The organism is Atrimonas thermophila, assembly GCF_045864955.1.
Lineage (GTDB): Bacteria > Atribacterota > Atribacteria > Atribacterales > Thermatribacteraceae > Thermatribacter > Thermatribacter velox.
Map to the genome: position 1 here is coordinate 632,149 of NZ_AP028803.1, position 18,225 is coordinate 650,373.

At 47.8% G+C, this 18,225-nt stretch carries 13 protein-coding genes, 2 rRNA genes and 1 riboswitch; of the genes, 10 read left to right on the forward strand and 5 right to left on the reverse strand.

Annotation, left to right across the window (positions count from 1 at the left end; translation table 11 throughout):
• The 5 genes from pdxS to ACKTT1_RS03430 all read right to left on the reverse strand — a co-directional run bounded on the left by pdxS (position 1) and on the right by ACKTT1_RS03430 (position 5,531).
• Complete coding sequence (gene pdxS / locus ACKTT1_RS03410) at positions 1–876, reverse strand: pyridoxal 5'-phosphate synthase lyase subunit PdxS (protein WP_412710210.1); 876 nt, start codon at positions 874–876, stop codon at positions 1–3.
• 64 nt (positions 877–940) lie between these two features.
• Positions 941–1,087: riboswitch (FMN riboswitch) on the reverse strand.
• A gap of 435 nt (positions 1,088–1,522) precedes the next feature.
• Entirely contained in the window at positions 1,523–1,912 is a 390-nt protein-coding gene (locus ACKTT1_RS03415; RefSeq protein ID WP_412710211.1) for a hypothetical protein, read from the reverse strand.
• Between the two features lie 94 nt (positions 1,913–2,006).
• Positions 2,007–3,146 (reverse strand): diguanylate cyclase, encoded by a 1,140-nt coding sequence (locus ACKTT1_RS03420; protein ID WP_412710212.1) that lies wholly within the window; start codon positions 3,144–3,146, stop codon positions 2,007–2,009.
• Positions 3,147–3,292: 146 nt separating this feature from the next.
• Positions 3,293–3,838 carry a thermonuclease family protein gene (locus ACKTT1_RS03425; protein WP_412710213.1) on the reverse strand — a complete coding sequence of 182 codons (546 nt, stop codon included), beginning with the start codon at positions 3,836–3,838 and terminating at the stop codon, positions 3,293–3,295.
• Between the two features lie 16 nt (positions 3,839–3,854).
• Entirely contained in the window at positions 3,855–5,531 is a 1,677-nt protein-coding gene (locus tag ACKTT1_RS03430; RefSeq protein WP_412710214.1) for a hypothetical protein, read from the reverse strand.
• 252 nt (positions 5,532–5,783) lie between these two features.
• Here ACKTT1_RS03430 and ACKTT1_RS03435 point away from each other — a divergent pair, with 252 nt between their 5' ends.
• From ACKTT1_RS03435 to hemW, 10 genes are all read left to right on the forward strand, one after another.
• The gene (locus ACKTT1_RS03435; RefSeq protein WP_412710545.1) at positions 5,784–6,365 is read left to right on the forward strand and encodes a DUF2179 domain-containing protein; all 582 of its coding nucleotides are present in this window, start codon (positions 5,784–5,786) and stop codon (positions 6,363–6,365) included.
• A 66-nt stretch (positions 6,366–6,431) separates the two neighbouring features.
• On the forward strand, positions 6,432–6,794 hold the full coding sequence (locus ACKTT1_RS03440; protein WP_412710215.1) for a ferritin family protein: 363 nt from the start codon (positions 6,432–6,434) through the stop codon (positions 6,792–6,794).
• A gap of 12 nt (positions 6,795–6,806) precedes the next feature.
• Positions 6,807–7,589: a family 1 encapsulin nanocompartment shell protein gene (locus ACKTT1_RS03445; RefSeq protein ID WP_412710216.1), complete on the forward strand. Its 783-nt coding sequence runs from the start codon at positions 6,807–6,809 to the stop codon at positions 7,587–7,589.
• An 81-nt stretch (positions 7,590–7,670) separates the two neighbouring features.
• Positions 7,671–8,468, forward strand: a complete 798-nt coding sequence (locus tag ACKTT1_RS03450; RefSeq protein ID WP_412710217.1) for an SDR family NAD(P)-dependent oxidoreductase — start codon at positions 7,671–7,673, stop codon at positions 8,466–8,468.
• 36 nt (positions 8,469–8,504) lie between these two features.
• Positions 8,505–10,271 (forward strand): phosphoenolpyruvate carboxykinase, encoded by a 1,767-nt coding sequence (locus ACKTT1_RS03455; protein ID WP_412710218.1) that lies wholly within the window; start codon positions 8,505–8,507, stop codon positions 10,269–10,271.
• A 145-nt stretch (positions 10,272–10,416) separates the two neighbouring features.
• A 23S ribosomal RNA gene (locus tag ACKTT1_RS03460) occupies positions 10,417–13,442 on the forward strand.
• A 67-nt stretch (positions 13,443–13,509) separates the two neighbouring features.
• Positions 13,510–13,626, forward strand: a 5S ribosomal RNA gene (gene rrf / locus ACKTT1_RS03465).
• A gap of 67 nt (positions 13,627–13,693) precedes the next feature.
• A complete protein-coding gene (murJ, locus tag ACKTT1_RS03470) occupies positions 13,694–15,268 on the forward strand; it encodes a murein biosynthesis integral membrane protein MurJ (protein WP_412710219.1) in 1,575 nt (524 codons plus the stop codon).
• Complete coding sequence (gene lepA / locus ACKTT1_RS03475; protein WP_369017521.1) at positions 15,261–17,066, forward strand: translation elongation factor 4; 1,806 nt, start codon at positions 15,261–15,263, stop codon at positions 17,064–17,066. The genes murJ and lepA overlap by 8 nt, the downstream gene beginning before the upstream one ends.
• The gene (gene hemW, locus ACKTT1_RS03480; RefSeq protein WP_369017520.1) at positions 17,063–18,208 is read left to right on the forward strand and encodes a radical SAM family heme chaperone HemW; all 1,146 of its coding nucleotides are present in this window, start codon (positions 17,063–17,065) and stop codon (positions 18,206–18,208) included. Before lepA ends, hemW begins: the two co-directional genes overlap by 4 nt.
• The last annotated feature ends 17 nt before the right edge of the window (positions 18,209–18,225 follow it).

Below are 18,225 nucleotides of genomic sequence, written 5' to 3' on the forward strand. Positions count from 1 at the left end.
TTACCACCCCCGTTCTTGTAAAGAGAGTCGAAGCTCTTCTGTACTACAACCCTTCATAGCTCCTTCGATACCTTTGCATGCTTCAAGAAGTACTTCGGGATCGTCGAAGAAAGCGCAAGCTTGCACAATGCTTCGAGCAAAAACCGCTGGGTTTTCAGATTTGAAGATGCCGGAACCGACAAAAATACCATTAGCTCCAAGCATCCGCATGAGGGCAGCGTCTTGGGGTGTTGCAATCCCACCAGCAGCAAAATTCACTACGGGAAGGCGTTTTTCCTTACGGACTTCTTCAAGAAGAGCAACAGACACACCCATTTCTTTGGCCACTCGGGGAAGTTCTTCAGAGGGTAAAGTACACACATAATTGATTTCTCGCGCCATTCTCCTCATATGACGAACGGCTTCAACAACATTTCCCGTTCCAGCTTCTCCTTTTGTTCGGATCATTGCCGCACCTTCCTGGATTCTTCTTAAGGCTTCTCCCAGGTCTCGAGCACCACAAACAAAGGGTACTGTGAAAGCATTTTTGTCGATATGGCATTCTTCGTCAGCAGGAGTAAGTACCTCGCTTTCATCAATAAAATCCACTCCTAACGCTTCAAGGACTCGTGCCTCAGCAGTGTGTCCGATACGCACTTTTGCCATGACCGGGATGGACACAGCTTCCATGATGGAAACGATTTTTTCGATCGACGCCATACGAGCTACTCCACCTTCCTGACGTATATCCGCAGGCACCCGCTCGAGAGCCATCACAGCTACTGCCCCTGCATCTTCCGCAATGCGGGCTTGTTCGGGAGTGGTTACATCCATGATAACCCCGTTTTTAAGCATTTCTGCAAAGCCCCTTTTGACTATCCAGTTTCCTTTTTGCATTTTGCAAAGACCTCCCTTTCCGATAAAAAAAGGCCCCAACCTTCGTTGGGGCCTTAAAATAAATATTAACCTTCGCTCATTCGGACTATACCGTCGGCACCGGATTCTCACCGGTTCAACCGCTGAGGCTGATGGGCTCGTCCCCTCAAGGGGGCATCACCACCGGTCGGGAATTGGAAGACTCCCTCCTCACCCTGCCCCGAAGGTTTGAAAATTTCTTCCATATTCTGTTTGCAATGAGTATACAATAATAGGTACCAAAGTATCAATAAAAATTTGAGTTTTTTCTCTTCCGAGAAATCGTTGCTACGAAGGCCATCCTTTCTTTTTAAGAAAATTTAAAGAGCAGGGTACCCTTAAAAGCCGACCCTGGTAAATATAACAACCAACAGTTTCTTACCAGAAAAGGAAGAGTTGTATATGTTTGGTTTTCCTTATGGCGCACCGAAGAAAGCTTGTTTCTGCATCTCTCGCAAAAGGTGTAAAGCGGTGTAGAGAAGGTAAAAAGAAACTGCCATTATGGCTGTAAGCGCCAAGAAGGAAAACCATAGGACCTTGTTCTTCACCGCTTTTTTCCTTTCTTGATTAATGAATAACTCCACAGATACTCGTTTTCAAACAACTGTCGTTGCGTTGTTCTGCTCTTTTAAAGAGGGCAGTTCCCGGTAGAACAACTTACTTCGTTTTCTGGTGACTCCTGGCAGGTTTGACAGGTTTCTTCTTCACACTGCTGACAGACGCTGTACCATTCCTCGCAAAAAGCGGAACACTGACTAAGGCAGGTTGTCCCATCCAGTACGACGCTTCCTTCCTCACAACTGCATACTGTGCAGCCTTCACACCACTGAGCACAAAAGCTGAGACAGTCCTCAAGACAAGAAAGGGTGTCTATGGAGGATTGTTGAGCATCGGCCTGAGAGGTGCTTTCCGGGTTCGGGGAGCCCAGCGCTGCGAAAAGACAACCAGAATTGCAAACAGAAAAAACGCCAAGACATACAGCCAGAATCAAAAATGACACCGTTTTCGGAACTCGCACGAAATCGCCCTCCTTTGTTAGAAATCGTATTGACCAATAATTCTATTTTGAGACTTTAGACAAACCAGATTTTCTCAACACTATCCATTGTGTGTTACAGGACGGGACAGTTACCAGAAGCCTCGAGTCGCATTGCCTCGGTAAACTTTGAAACGACCTGGGGGTCAAAAGCGACCCCTGCATGTTTCTGGATTTCTTCCAGCGCTCGCTCAGAAATCAATGGAGGTCGGTAAGGCCTACCCATTACCATTGCTTCGTATGCATTGATTACTGAACCCATTCGAGAAAGCAGTGGAATTTCTTCTCTTTTCAGACCCTGGGGATAGCCTTTACCATCCCAACGTTCTCGGAAGGAGAGGATAGCCTCGCCGATGGGCGCAAGTTCCAGGAGCTGGGAGGCAATTCGGTATCCTCTTTCTGGATGTTCTCGAATGGTTTGCCACTCACCAGGATCGAGTTCAGAAGCAGGCTTTTTCAGGATTTCTGGGGAAATGCTCAGCTTTCCCAAGTCGTGGAAAACCAAAAGTTTAACAAACAGTTCCTTGCTTTCTGAAGAAAGTCCCATTGCGGTCGCCAAGCTTAATCCCAGACTTATCCTACGAAAGACCGGAAGGCGAGGCTCGACTGGGTATAGTTTTTCCTCCAGGCATTTCTTTATCAATTCCAAAATTTCTTTCTCGAGCTTTCTCTTTTTAAGGGTTTTTTGATGATACATTTCCTGCTCGGCCCGCCTCAGAATTTCTTCAACGCTTTGCTGGGGATGGCTTTTGGTAGCTATACCCCAGGCCAAGGACATGGGAATAGGGCACTTTGAGTTAGCCGGAGGATGATGTACAGAAAGCCTCTCCATGAGTGCCTCTGCTTGTTCCCGGTTGGTTCTGGGAAGCAAGATGGCAAATTCATCCCCACCTATTCTGGCAACAATGTCCTCCCTACGGCATATTTTTCGCAACCCTTCTGCTGCCTGAACAAGAAAAAAGTCCCCTTCCCGGTGTCCAAAAGCGTCATTTATCAATTTCAGATAATTCAGATCGGCCATTACAATCGAGAGGGGCAACTGCCTTTCTGTGTCCAGCCTTTCCAGCTCAACTTCGAAGTATAAGCGCGAAAAAAGATGTGTTAAGGGATCCCTTAGAAAGCTTCCGTCAGCCCTCGTGGACCCAGCCAGCCTTTCAAAGGTTTCTTCGCGAGTGTGCACAAATATCCAGATTTCCCCCTGATTTCCATTCTTCATTATTTCTGGACACCAAATTCATTTTTTGTTGATTCCATTGTAACACGAAAGAAAGAAAAACGAAAAATCGAGAAACCCAGCTAAACAACTGTTACGAATGCTTTTGAAGCACAAATATCGCAGAATTTCAGGTATGTTCAGCTTCCTTAACGGATACAACTGGGACACTCTTCGGTTTTACTTTTGCGAGATTCAGGTTTGCGTGTTTTCCAGAGGCCTTTTTGACTGTTTTTGGCTTCTTCTTCAAGGGAGAGTAAATACGGCAACTGGTTTTCCCCGGCTGTTTCCACATCCACCTCAACGAAACCCTCCTTGATAAGTTCTCCGTTTACCAGAATCCATTCTTCTCCTGCTTCGGAGCAATATCTGAGATAGAGAAAACCTACCCAGATTTCTTCTTCCTGGGTGTGACCAGTGGCAAAATCGAAATAGATTTCTTGATTCCGCACCAGTTCTCGCAGGAAAGCTTTGCCTTGCTCAAATATAGTGAAGTTCCCAAGTGGAGGCTTCACTCCAGCCAACTTAATTCTTACTTTTTGCATCTTACCGTTACAGCAGACTTCTGCAAGCACTATGTGGGGACGGGAAACCTTGAGTACAGTAACTGGCATGAGCTCTTCCTGAGCACTAACCGTTATTGTAAAAAATAGGGCAATCCAAAAAGCTACCAATATTAGAAAAGCAATCTTCACCTTACATCCCTCCCTGTCAGTATATAGCTCCCTCAAGAAGCAGGATACCAAGAACTATGAATAAAGCCGCAAGAGCAATTTTTGAAAAGAGGATATTTTTTCTTCCAAATTCAACGATTTTCTTGGAGCGGCTGCCAAAATACACACTCAGAAAAACAGCAAAGAGGGGAATAATGAAAAAAGCATTATAAAGCAAAAGGTAAAAAATAGCCCGGATTCGATAGACGGTTTCGGAATGGATAAGCATAATAATGGGGAAATAAATTTGTCCGGTGCAGCCTGCTTCCAGAAAGGAAACCACCACACCGCTTAAAAGAGCCGCTATAATCAAGCGTCGCTCGGCAAAACTCTGTTTTAAGTACTGGTTAATCTTCAAGCGCCAGCTCTTAGGAAGGCCCAGGGTAAAACCAGTTTCTCTTCGCTCTTTTTTATACTGGATTGCATCCTTGATGCTTAAGAAAGCAAAAAGAAAAAGCAGAGCAGCCATGACACCATAAGCCACTTGAGAGATGATGTGATATCTCCCAAGATGTTGCCAGATTTCGAAGAAAAAGAGCCCGAGCAAGAAGTAAGTTACATAAACAGATACGCTGTAGGTGATGCCGACTTCAAAGACCCTGCGCCGTTCGTGGCCCAGCAAAAAGAGGAGATTGACCATAAAAACTATGGTGGCAAAAGCGCAGGGATTTAAGCCGTCAAGGAGACCAGCTCCTGCAATGACCCAGAATGTAGCTCCCTTAAGGCGAGAAAAAAGATATTCTTCCAGTTTGCTGGTCCGGATGGACTGCCGTATAGGTTTTTCTTGCCCTGGAGGGAGGCGACCCTCCAGGGTTTTTTTAATAAACTCTTCCAGCCTTTGTGGATAAGTATCCAGGTCTTCAGAAGCCAGGTAACCAACTTCTGAAAATATTTCCACCGAAGTTTTGTCCTCTACTTGCCAGTATTCTTCGAGTTCAACCAGTTTGCGATAGTTGCTTTCTATGACATAATCAAAATACACTACCTTAATCTGGTCCTGATATTTGGCAAAAACCGGAGGTGTTATTTCATTTTTAATCTTGCGACACACTGGACAGCGTGAAGAATAGAAAAAGAGAAACACTGGCTTCTCTTTCACTTCCAAAGTATCAATCAGGGGTTGAGGGCTTTCCTCTCTTATGATCACAGAGGTCCGGGCTTTCCATTCAGAAAGCCCCTCCAGTAGCTTTTCGACAAGCACTTTATCACTTACAATCGCAATCTGGTCCGGGTTCTCTTTTTTGAGAAAGGCATTGAGCGCCTCCAAATCGGGTGGAGAACCATCTTCCCAGAAATTAAGCAAAACTATTTTGTGGTAGTTGTAAGTGATTGTATGCCAGGGCAAAAAGAAATCCTGCTTTATGTTTTCTGAAGGATTCGTGACCACAATCTTCAGATTTCTGGCGAGCTCTTTTAAAGCCTGGCTTTTCGCTTCCCAATCTTTTTGAGAGGGAAGAATAATTGATTCTATTTTCTGTTCAGAAAGCATCTGCAACCAGGCTTCCTCACTCATAGCATGATTGCCTATGTCTATGAGAAACATGCTATCCCGGGGCAGTTCTCCAGGCGCTTTGTCCAAATTCCCCAGGATAGTAATCTGATAGGCAACAGCAAACGATGCAGCAGCAAAAACTACCAGAATAACCAAAACTGTAAACCAAAGAAATTTTCTCACTACCTAACCCCCTTTCTCTTGAGCCATATTCTTTTATGAACCATGATATACCATCTTATGGAGAATGAAAATGGCTTTCTGGAGCTTAAAGCAAAGGACAGCGCTGGCTCGAGAACTAATCAACTTGGCAGGGCGCGAATGCATTCACTCGTACAAATCTTTTTCGTAATCGAATCCCATGGTATGATGCTCTGCATTTCTGATGTATATGTAGTAATATAGTACTGCTTTCAATCCTTTAAGGAGGTTTCTATCCTGGCTAGTAATTTGGCAGGAATGGTTCTGACCTCGCTTCTGATTTTTGGAGCCAGAATAACCGATGTGAGTATCGGGACTTTGAGGGTAATTCTGGTGGCCAGAGGAATGCGCCGTTTGGCTCCCGTTCTGGGTTTTTTCGAGGTGCTCATCTGGGTTGCTGCTATAACCCAGATTATGCGCAACCTGGACAATGTGTTGGCTTACTTCGCCTATGCTGCCGGGTTTGCAACCGGTACCTACCTGGGTATGTACTTTGAGGAAAAATTGGCAGTTGGGTTCTGCATGTTACGAGTCATAGTCTCAGGAAGTGCGAGCAGTCTCATTGAAAGTCTGAAACAGTCGGGATTTGGAATCACCATCCTGGATGGCTATGGCTCCCGGGGGCCGGTCAAAATCATCTATACGATTATCAATCGTAAAAACCTGGCGAGGGTAATGGCAATAATCCAAAACTGTACACCTTCTGCCTTTTACGCTGTAGAGGATGTAAGATTGGCCTCAAAGGGTGTATTCCCACCAATACAGGGTGGCTTAAGTGTTTTTTCGAGTTTGCGTTTCTGGCGCAAAGGGAAATAGCCTCTCCGAAAGCACTGTATAACTCTGGTATAATTTTGACAGTATCCTCAAAAGGAGGCAGGTAGAATGCCAGAATTTGTAAACCCCTTTTCGGGAATGGTTCCGGGAAGGAAAATGAGCAAAGAAGAGCTAATTCGGGCGATTCGTCTCAACATTGCTGCTGAACACGAAGCGGTCCACCTTTATCTTGCACATGCTGCTGCCTGTGACCATCCGCTGGCCAAAAAAGTGCTTGAAGACATTGCCAATGAAGAGAGAGTCCATATCGGTGAGTTCAGCCGCTTGCTTGAAATATTGGCAACTGATGAAGCACAGTTTCTGGAGGAGGGCAGAAAAGAAGTGGAAGAGATGATGGAAGAAACAGCGAATGAAGGCAACCAAGAACATGTTGATACTGATAAAAGACCAACCGTTGGTTCTCTGGAGTGAGGAGGTTTAACAATGGGAGATTATCTTTTTCAAAAGGATGTACCCCTTCAGGAGGCTACCTGGCAAAAGCTTGAAGAGGTCATGATTCAAACTGCACGCAGTTTACTGGTGGGAAGAAGAATATTGCCCGTTGAGGGACCCTATGGTCTGGGTCTTTCGGCGGTACCGCTTGAAGAAAGCCTGCAGGAAGGAGTTCGCCTTGTAAAGACGGTTGGCATCCCCTCTTTCAGTGAGGTCTTCTCACTCTCCAAACGCATGTTAGCAGCTTTTGAAGAAAACGGAGTTTACCTTAATCTTCGTCCCTTACAAGATGCCGTTTCAGCTTGCGCACGTAAAGAAGATTCACTAGTCTTTCAGGGCATTTCTGGAGTTCCAGGACTTCTCAAAGCTGAGGGTTCAAAGAAGAGTCCTCTTTCTGCTTGGAACGAAACCGGGGAGGCGGTCGAGGACGTTATCAAAGCCATAAATGTGCTTGAAAAGCAAGGAGTGCCTGGCCCTTACCTTCTGGTTCTTGCTCCGGAGCGCTTCAACCTTCTTTTCCGTAGATATCCAAGCGGTAATCAATTGGAGATTGAACATATGCGTCTACTCTGTGAGGCCGGTGTTTTGAAATCACCAGTTCTCGAGGAAGGGGGAATACTCCTGGGTCGAGGTGGCAAGGTGGGCCGAATTATCCTGGCTCAGGATATGCAGATAGGGTTCATTGGTCCCACTGAAGATTCCCTCGAATTCTATGTGTCCGAAGCTCTTTTGCCGCTTGTGGAAATCCCAGAGGCAATCTGTGTCCTCAAGTAATTGATTTGAGGGAAGGATTTCGAATAACAAAAGAAGGCCCTATTCTGGGCTTTCTTTTGTGTTAAGGAGGAGGTGTGAACCTTGGACCTTGAATTGAAAGATAAAATCGCTGTAATCACTGGGGGAAGCAAGGGAATTGGGGAAGCAGTTGCCAGGGAACTGGCAAGAGAGGGTGTTCACCTTGCCCTGTGTGCTCGACACAAAGAGGAGGTCGAGAATACTGCCCGAAAAATTTCTGAAACATTTGGGGTACAAGCACTGGGCTTTGCCTGCGATGTTAGTAGGCTCAAAGACATTGAGCAATTTGTGGAAGCAGTGAAAAACACTTATCCTGAAGGTGTGGACATCCTGATCAACAATGCCGGAACCGGTAGTGCTGAGAAAATAATCGATGCTCCTGATTCGAGGTGGCAGTATTACTGGGACCTGCACGTCATGGCTGCAGTTCGCCTTTCCCGCTTGCTGGCGCCCCTTATGCAAAAGCGAGGCGGTGGAGTGATCATTAACAATGCGTCCATATGTGCCAGGCAACCGCTCGACTACGAACCAATTTACAACGTAACCAAGGCAGCTTTGGTGATGTTTTCCAAGTGTCTTGCCAACGAATTCATCACTTACAACATAAGGGTTAACTGTGTGAGTCCTGGCCTGATTCTTACTCCTGACTGGTACAAAACAGCAAACATTGTGGGTAAGGAAAAGGGCATGACACCCGAAGAATACCTAGAAAATATTGCTAAGGAAAATGCTCCCATTGGGAGGTTCGCAACGCCTGAGGAGCTTGCCCATTTTATGGTATTTTTGTGTTCGCCAAAAGCAAGTTATTGCGTAGGTTCGAACTACTACGTCGATGGGGGATGGTTGCGGGTTACTGTATAATAGCAAAAACTAAAAGCGTGGGAGAGGAATTTAAGCATGACGAAGGATCATGAACAGTTTAAGCTGGTGGGAAGAAAAGTTATTTTAAAAGTTCAGGACAGAATATGCGACACACCAGAGGATCTGCTTTCCAGCAGGCTTTTCAGGGTTATTCTGAAAAAAGGCGTGGAGCGCTTGGTAGAACAGAAGTCGCCCCTTTTAAAGATTTTCGGCAAAGAAGAACCGGGGGAAGCAGACCTGGACCGCTTGTTGCAGGTTCTTCACTTTCTAGTGAAAATGCCATTGGACCTTGTGCCTAACCTGGTAGAAGGTAGCGAATCTTTTTTAAAGCATCGCCAGCTTTTTAACGACTTCATTGAATACCTCTACAACTTTTGGCGGGATTTTGAACGTTACTTGATTTGCACCTCTCCAGAAGGTACCCCGGCGCTCGACCGCAGGCCCTATCGTACCTTTAACAATACGGTAGAAACCTTGACCCACCTGGTGCGGAGTGTATATCGGGACCTTCAGGAAAACATTACTGGAGAGCATCCGTGGATATATCGCCAGGTTCGTGCAGGAACCAACGTTGCCGCTATAGCGGTGCCCAAAGATGTCCTTTTACCGGAAGGCGTGTATCGGGAGAAACTTTCCTCCATACCAATCATAAGACAAATCCTTCTTTACCCACCTTTAATTCTGGATCCACCAATGAATAAACGCACCGGTCAGTTTCGAAAGATTGTCAGCAATCCTCTGGAAGTGGTTGATGTAAAACCTGAAGAATGGCTTTGCTACCCTGCCAAAGTGGGGCCGCTTCTGGTTTTGATTTATTTCCATGAGAAGTTTTACGAACTGGGCTTTTCTCTGTGCAACCTTTTCGAAATCGCCACCGATGAGGACCTGAAACGCAAACCAGATGCCGTGTATCTTTTTGGTGTTCCTGGTGACTCTCTGGACCAGCTTGCGGATTTTCCGACTGTGTTTTATGACGACCAGGAAAACAACCTTCTAATTGCCGCCTGCCCCAACCGGGATATGTTTGGATACTTTGGTTATCTTAAAAAAATGGTGCTCACACTCCACAATGTAAAGGTTATGAAAATGGGCAGGCTACCTTTTCATGGTGCTATGGTGAGGATTTTCCTCAAAAGCGGTAAGAGGGCTACTATTTTGATGATTGGAGACACTGCTGCTGGAAAATCTGAAACTTTGGAAGCATTCCGTATCTTGGCTCAGGATAACCTGAGTGATATGATCATTATCGCTGATGACATGGGCTCCTTAGAGATAGATGCGGAGGGCAAAATCCGGGGCTATGGAACGGAAATTGGCGCCTTTTTGCGTCTTGATGACCTCCAGCCGGGGTATGCATTTGGACAAGTAGACCGGGCAATCATTATGAGCCCCTCCCGAGTTAACGCGCGAGTGGTAATTCCGGTAACTACCTTTTCCAATGTTATCAAGGGTTGGGAAGTAGATTTCGTACTCTACGCCAACAACTATGAAGAAGTTGACGAAGAGCATCCCATCATTGAACGCTTCAGCAACACCCAGGAAGCATTGAGGGTCTTTGCAGAAGGAGCAGTAATGAGCAAAGGAACTACAACCGCTACGGGAATTGTTCACTCTTACTTTGCCAACATCTTTGGTCCACCCCAGTACAGGGAGCTTCACGATGAACTGGCACAAAAATATTTCGAAGCTTTCTTCAAAAGAGGCATCTTTGTGGGACAAATGCGCACTCGCTTAGGGATACCTGGTTGGGAAAGAAAAGGACCAGAAGAGGTGGCTAAAGAGCTGATTAGAATTCTTTCCTGAGGGGTTGAAAATATTTAAAAAGTTTCTCGTTCAAACCCCTTGCAAAAAAGTCGATAACTCATTACAATACCTATTGCCATTCGTACCTTGAAAAGTAAATAAGGCTCTGTAATACTTCTTCTTGCGTAGAAGCGCAAAGGTTTGCGGTCAAGTTAAGAAAGGGCACGTGGTGGATGCCTTGGCGCCAGGAGGCGATGAAGGGCGTGGCTAACTGCGATAAGCCCCGGGTAGCTGTAAGCAAGCGTTGATCCGGGGATTCCCGAATGGGGCAACCCACTGGAGCAAACCTCCAGTATCCTCTCTTGAGGAGAGGAGGCGAACCGGGGGAACTGAAACATCTCAGTACCCCGAGGAAAAGAAAGCAAAATGCGATTCCCCAAGTAGCGGCGAGCGAACGGGGAACAGCCCAAACTCAGAGGGTGTCAAAGCCCCTGGGCGTTGCCCTCTGAGGGTAGCGGGACATAAGGGGGCCAAGCCAGGGTAAGGCCGGAGAGTTACCAAAAAGGCTCTTAGCCGAAGAGGACTGGAATGCCTCGCCATAGAGGGTGATAGCCCCGTAGGCGAAAAGAGACCTTTCTCTCTGCCTTATGTTCCCAAGTACCACGGTCCACGAGGAATTCCGTGGGAATCTGGGAGGACCACCTCCTAAGGCTAAATACTCCCTGGCGACCGATAGTGAACCAGTACCGTGAGGGAAAGGTGAAAAGAACCCCGGGAGGGGAGTGAAATAGAACCTGAAACCATGTGCCTACAATACGTGGAAGGGCTATGGAAGAAACTTAGTTTCTTCCAGCCTGACTGCGTGCCTTTTGGAGAATGAGCCGGCGAGTTACGGTAACTGGCATAGGTTAAGCACCTCTGGTGCGGAGCCGCAGGGAAACCGAGTCCGAACAGGGCGCTGAGTCAGTTGCCGTAGACCCGAAGCCAGGTGATCTACCCATGGCCAGGGTGAAGCGAGGATAAAACCTCGTGGAGGCCCGAACCGGTGTAGGTTGAAAACTGCTCGGATGAGCTGTGGGTAGGGGTGAAAGGCCAATCAAACCTGGAGATAGCTGGTTCTCCCCGAAATAGCTTTAGGGCTAGCCTCCGGTGGTCAGGAGAGGGGGTAGAGCACTGGATGGGCTAGGGGGCTTACCCGCCTACCAAACCCAACCAAACTCCGAATACCTCTCCTCAAAGCCGGGGAGTCAGACCGCGGGGGATAAGCTTCGTGGTCGAGAGGGGAACAGCCCAGACCGCCAGCTAAGGCCCCTAAATGCAGGCTAAGTGGTAAAGGAAGTGGTGCTGCTGAGACAGCCAGGAGGTTGGCTTAGAAGCAGCCATCCTTTAAAAAGTGCGTAACAGCTTACTGGTCTAGCGGCGCTGCGCCGAAAAATTCTCGGGGCTCAAGCCTGCTGCCGAAGCTGCGGAATCAGAGGAGCTATGGCTTCTCTGGTTGGTAGGGGAGCGTTGGGTAGGCCGTTGAAGCGAGACCGTGAGGACTCGTGGAGGTACCCCAAGTGAGAATGCCGGCATGAGTAGCGATAAAGAGGGTGAGAATCCCTCTCGCCGTAAGCCTAAGGTTTCCTGAGCAAGGTTCGTCCTCTCAGGGTTAGCCGGATCCTAAGCCGAGGCCGCAAGGCGTAGGTGATGGGCAGCCGGTTGATATTCCGGCGCTACCTCTTTCCGCTATGAGCGATGGGGGGACGCAGAAGGGTAGGCCATCAGCCTGGAGGAATAGGCTGTCCAAGCCGGTAGGCGGAGGGCGGAGGCAAATCCCTGCCCTCGTAAACGCCGAGAGGTGATGGGGAGCTCCTACGGGAGCGAACTGGTTGATCCCATGCTGCCAAGAAAAGCCCCTAGCCAGGAAAGAGGTATCCGTACCGCAAACCGACACAGGTAGGCAGGATGAGTATTCTAAGGCGCGCGAGTGATCCCCCGTTAAGGAACTCGGCAATTTAGCCCCGTAACTTCGGGAGAAGGGGTGCCCTGTTAGGGTGAGGAGACTTGCTCTCCGAGCTCGAGAGGGTCGCAGGAAAGTGGCTCTGGCGACTGTTTACTAAAAACACAGGACTCTGCTAAGCCGTAAGGCGATGTATAGGGTCTGACGCCTGCCCAGTGCTGGAAGGTTAAGGGGAGGGGTTAGCCTGGAATTTCTTCCAGGCGAAGCTCCAAACTGAAGCCCCAGCAAACGGCGGCCGTAACTATAACGGTCCTAAGGTAGCGAAATTCCTTGTCGGGTAAGTTCCGACCCGCATGAATGGCGTAACGACTGGAGCGCTGTCTCAACGGGGGGCTCGGCGAAGTTTCAATGCAAGTGCAGATGCTTGCTACCCGCGACAAGACGGAAAGACCCCGTGAACCTTTACTGTAACCTGACATTGAATCCGGGTATGTCCTGTGCAGGATAGGTGGGAGGCTGAGAAGTGGGGGCGCCAGCCCTCATGGAGCCGCCCTTGAGATACCACCCTTGATATATTCAGATTCTAACCTGCGCAAGTGCATCCTTGCGAGGGACAGTGTCAGGCGGGCAGTTTGACTGGGGCGGTCGCCTCCTAAAAGGTAACGGAGGCGCCCTAAGGTTCCCTCGGCACGTTTGGAAATCGTGCTATGAGTGTAAGGGCATAAGGGAGCCTGACTGCGAGAGGGACACCTCGAGCAGAGACGAAAGTCGGGCCTAGTGATCCGGTGGTTCCGTGTGGAAGGGCCATCGCTCATCGGATAAAAGGTACTCCGGGGATAACAGGCTGGTCTCCCCCAAGAGTCCATATCGACGGGGAGGATCGGCACCTCGATGTCGGCTCGTCGCATCCTGGGGCTGGAGCAGGTCCCAAGGGTTGGGCTGTTCGCCCATTAAAGCGGTACGCGAGCTGGGTTTAGAACGTCGTGAGACAGTTCGGTCCCTATCTGTCGCGGGCGCAGGATACTTGAGGGGAGCTGTCCCTAGTACGAGAGGACCGGGATGGACGGACCTCCGGTGTTCCAGTTGTCCTGCCAGGGGCAGTGCTGGGTAGCCGTGTCCGGATGGGATAAGCGCTGAAAGCATCTAAGCGCGAAGCCCACCCCAAGATAAGGTATCCCACTGGGTTAACCAGGTAAGACCCCGGGAAGATGACCCGGTTGATAGGCCCCAGGTGTAAGGGTGGTAACACCTTGAGCCGAGGGGTACTAATCGGTCGAGGGCTTGACCGCAAAGGCTTCATTGAGAAAACGGGAAGTATTACAGAGCCTTATTGATAGATGCAAAAACACCAGATTTCCCGGTGGCCATGGCGGAGGGGAAACGCCCGGTCCCATTCCGAACCCGGAAGCTAAGCCCTCCAGCGCCGATGATACTGCCCTGGCAACGGGGTGGGAAAGTAGGACGCTGCCGGGATTAAAAAGCCAGGAAAGACCTGAGAGGAAATCTCAGGTCTTTTTTTGTATCTTGAATAGAAGTGGAGATGGGTAGAAAAAGATCACTAATTGCAAACACTTTGATAGTGGCTTCGGGCACCCTTTTGTCCAGGTTTACCGGCTTGTGGCGAGAAGTCTTGCTCTCGGCTGCCTTTGGAGCTTCCTGGGTTACAGACGCCTTTCTCCTGGCGTATACCATTCCCAACCTCTTGCGGCGTCTCTTCGCTGAGGGAGCTTTGGGTACTTCGGTGGTTCCTGTCTTTTCTGAATACCAGGGACGAGACAAAGAAGAGGTTGTTGCTTTTCTTTCTGCAGTTTTCACCGGTCTTACCATAATCGTGGCTATTCTATGTGGACTGGGCATTATTTTCGCTCCGCAAATTGTGCGTTTCGTAGCCTGGGGATTTCGGGGAAGCCTTGAAAAGTTATCGCTTACTGTTGATTTTACCCGCTTGATGTTCCCTTTTCTGCTGCTCATTTCCTGGTCGGCCCTTCTAATGGGTTCTTTAAATACCCTATATGTTTTTAGCTGGTCAGCGCTGGCTCCGGTCTTTTTCAATCTGGGGATGGTTGGGTCCTTGCTCTTTCTCAGGAAGTGGGTGGATGTTTACTGTCTGGCTCTTGGAGTTTTAATTGGAGGAATAGGACAGTTTCTTTTCCAGCTTTTTCCCTTCTACCGCTTGGGGCTGCGATTCAGGTTGCATTTGCGTTTCTGGAAAGAACCAGGTTTCAGAAAAGTGGTACAACTCATGTTGCCGGTGACCTTTGCGCTGGCCGTAAGTCAGCTCAATACTCTGGTAGACAGATTAATAGCCTCAACTTGCAAAGAAGGAGCGGTTTCGGCACTGTACTTTGCAGACAGATTGATGGAACTCCCTCTGGGAGTTTTTGGTATTGCCATTTCTACAGTCATTCTGCCCTCTCTTTCCCAAAATATTCAGGAAGAAAAGCTGGAGAGATGGCAGGACACCCTGTTTGAGGGCTTCAGGTTAGTCATTTTTATAATGTTGCCAATAACCGTTTTTTTAATGGTTTTTCGGGAGGATCTGGTGAAAATCGTTTATCAACGAGGTTTTTTCGACCTTAGAGCAACTTCCATGACTTCTGAAGCGCTGCTTTTTTATGCCCTGGGACTTCCCGCTTTTTCACTGGTTCACCTTTTCACTCGCGCCTTTTACTCTTTGCAGGATACCTATACTCCGGTTAAAATTGGGGTATTGGTTGTAGGCTGTAACATAGCTCTGGACTTTTTATTAGTGAGATTCATGGGTTTTGCTGGTTTAGCCCTGGCCACTTCTCTCTGTGCTCTTTTGAATTTTCTTTTGCTGGAAGCTTTTTTAAAGAGACGCCAGACATTAAACATGTCGGGTACCGGCAAATGGTGGTGGAAACTGGCATTGCAAGTTGCAGCTTTCGTGTTTTTCGCCTATTTTCTGTGGAAAACCCTGGGACAGACTTTTGATTCATCGAGGATTAGCGTACTTGTGGTTATAATATTTATGCTTGCCCTATTCTATGTTTTTCTCACTATCAGTTTAAAAATGGAGGAGAAAAAAACAATTATTGTAATTTTTGAGAAGTTTTACAACAAATTTGCGAAAGGAATAAAGCGCAATGAGTAAGCTGGAGGTCATTCGCAATTTCTGCATTATAGCTCATATAGACCACGGTAAATCCACTCTGGCCGACCGGATATTAGAAATATGTGAGGCAGTGCCCAAACAAAAGATGCGGGAACAATTTATGGACCAGATGGACCTGGAGAGAGAAAAAGGTATCACTATAAAAGCTAAGGCTATACGCTTGAGGTATTTTTCCAAAAGATTTCAAAAAGAGTTCATTTTTAATCTCATCGATACTCCCGGGCACGTTGACTTCAGTTACGAAGTCTCACGTAGCCTGGCCGCTTGTGAGGGTGCCCTGCTGGTTGTGGACGCCACTCAAGGTGTGGAGGCACAAACATATGCCCATGCCAGCCTGGCCATTGCTCAGAAGCTCACCATTATTCCGGTTATCAATAAAATCGACCTCCCTGCTTCCGCTCCAGAACGTGCCAAGGAAGAAATAGAACACATCCTCGGCAAAGAACATCCGCCTTTCTTTTTAGTCAGTGCCAAAACAGGAGCTGGAGTAGAGGAGCTTCTGGATGCAATTGTGCAGTACATTCCACCTCCCCAGGCCAAAAGTGATGCCCATCTCCGAGCTCTGATTTTTGACTCCAGCTATGACTCCTATCGAGGAGTATTGCTCTTTGTAAGAATATTCGATGGTTCAGTAAAACGTGGAGACAGAATTCGTGTGTTCTCTACAGGTGCGGAGTTTGAAGTTACCGAAGTGGGAATTTTTAACCCCAAAATGCAACCAACGGAGCTCCTCGAGGCCGGTAGCGTAGGGTATTTGGCCTGCAATATGAAGAATATCCGGGATGCCCGAGTTGGTGACACCCTGGTTTCTGCTTCCGACCCCCAACCTCAGCCTATACCCGGTTATAAGAAAGTAAAACCTATGGTTTTTTGCAATTTCTATCCGGTACAATCAGAAGATTATCAAAGACTAAAAGATGCACTGGAAAAACTCCAGCTTAACGATGCAGCACTCAGCTTTGAACCCGATTTTTCAGAAGCTCTGGGCTTTGGTTTTAGCTGCGGTTTTTTGGGGCTTTTGCACATGGAAATCACTCAGGAACGTATCGAAAGAGAATTTGGGGTGGAAGTTGTGGCCACGGCTCCCCATGTCGTGTATCACGTACTTACCACTCGGGGTGATGTGGTCGAAGTAAAGTCGCCTAAGGATTTTCCTTCGCCTACCGAGATAGAAGAAACTGAAGAACCCTATGTGTTGATTCAAATTATCACTCCTCCAGAGTACATTGGGGGAATAATGGAGCTCTGCCAGGCACGCAGAGGAATATTTAAAGACATGGTTTACTTAGATGCCGAGAGAGTGCTCATTAAATACGAAATGCCCCTGGCTGAAATACTGCTTGATTTTTACAGTCGGCTTAAGGCTTTGAGTCGTGGCTTTGCAAGCATGGATTATGAGTTTGCTGGCTATCGTCCCGCCAATCTGGTCCGGGTGGATATTCTGGTCAACCGGGACCGGGTGGATGGACTGTCTTTTATATGTTGCAAGGAACAGGCCTATCATCGTGCCCGACAGGTGGTTTCCCAGCTCAAAGAAATCATTCCCCGACAGCTTTTCGCAGTGGCTATCCAAGCCAGTATTGGAGGTAAAGTTATTGCCCGGGAGGACATTCCTGCCCTGCGTAAGGACGTCCTGCAAAAGTGCTACGGTGGAGACGTGACCCGCAAAAGGAAATTGCTTGAAAAGCAAAAAGAAGGCAAAAAGAGGATGAAGGCAATCGGTAAAGTGCGCATACCCCAAGAAGCTTTCCTGGCGGTCTTAAAAAGTGGACAATGAGAACGCTCTCACTTTACCTGCACTTCCCGTTTTGCCTTGGGAAATGCACCTATTGCGATTTCGCCTCTTATCCCTGGAGCTCGCATCACGACAGAAATAGCTATCTCGCCTTGGTTTGCACAGAGCTTTCGCTCAAGGTCAAATTTTTTGAACTGGAAGGGAGTGTCTTAGAGAGTGTTTACTTTGGTGGGGGCACTCCTTCCTTGCTCGATGCCCCCTCAATAAGTAGCTTCTTGCTTTATCTTCAACGTTTCTTCAGATATTCAGGAAAAGTGGAGATTACTGTCGAGGTAAATCCGGGAACCGTTGACCAGAACTGGATCCGTGAGGTTGCTCGTGGAGGAGTGAACCGCATCCAAGTAGGTGTGCAGAGCTTTGATCAGCGCTTTTTGCTCTTTGCAAAGAGAGCTTGCAAAGTAGAGGACATTTACGCTATTTTGGAGTTACTCAGCACCCAGGGCTTTCAGAATTGGGGGGCAGACCTCATTTACGGCTGGCCTTTTCAGGGTTTTGCTGAGTGGCAAAAAGAGGTGAAAGAACTCCTCAAATTTGAGCCTTGCCATGTTTCCATTTATGAGCTTTCGCTGCATTTTCCTTCCCCCATGGCTTGGTTTGCAAAAAGACATCCCCGCAGCTTCCCCTCCGATGATGAGAAGGCCAACTGGTTTTCCTGGACCAGAGAATGGCTTATCCAAAGGGGTTACCTCCACTATGAGATTTCCAACTTTGCCAAACCCGGCTTTGAGTGCCAACATAACCTCCGCTATTGGCGTAACGAAGAATACCTCGGTTTAGGAGTAGCCGCTTGGTCCTACTTGAGAGGTGAACGCCACCGAAATTCCAGGCATTTGAGAAACTACCGCTTTCATCTTGAAAACGGCTCTTTGCCAATCGAATATCGGGAAGCCCTTTCACTTCCCCAAAGACTGGATGAAGAAATATTTTTACGTTTGAGAACCAGCGAGGGATTGGATACTGAAATACTTAGCCAGAGGTATCCCGTTGCACTGGTTAAAGAGAAAATCGAACGTATGGAATTCCTCCTGCAAGAAGGCTTTCTGCAGAAAGAAGGTTCTCGTTACTTTCTTTCTGCAAAGGGAATGCTGGTTGCCAACCAAGTTTTTTCCGAAATTATTGATTGAAGCCACTTTTTTTGCTA

Excerpts from the sequence above, each read along its gene's own strand:
- pdxS (WP_412710210.1), bottom strand. The coding sequence starts at position 876 with ATGCAAAAAGGAAACTGGATAGTCAAAAGGGGCTTTGCAGAAATGCTT.
- ACKTT1_RS03420 (WP_412710212.1), bottom strand. The coding sequence starts at position 3,146 with ATGAAGAATGGAAATCAGGGGGAAATCTGGATATTTGTGCACACTCGC.
- ACKTT1_RS03440 (WP_412710215.1), top strand. The coding sequence starts at position 6,432 with ATGCCAGAATTTGTAAACCCCTTTTCGGGAATGGTTCCGGGAAGGAAA.
- ACKTT1_RS03445 (WP_412710216.1), top strand. The coding sequence starts at position 6,807 with ATGGGAGATTATCTTTTTCAAAAGGATGTACCCCTTCAGGAGGCTACC.
- ACKTT1_RS03455 (WP_412710218.1), top strand. The coding sequence starts at position 8,505 with ATGACGAAGGATCATGAACAGTTTAAGCTGGTGGGAAGAAAAGTTATT.
- murJ (WP_412710219.1), top strand. The coding sequence starts at position 13,694 with ATGGGTAGAAAAAGATCACTAATTGCAAACACTTTGATAGTGGCTTCG.
- lepA (WP_369017521.1), top strand. The coding sequence starts at position 15,261 with ATGAGTAAGCTGGAGGTCATTCGCAATTTCTGCATTATAGCTCATATA.
- hemW (WP_369017520.1), top strand. The coding sequence starts at position 17,063 with ATGAGAACGCTCTCACTTTACCTGCACTTCCCGTTTTGCCTTGGGAAA.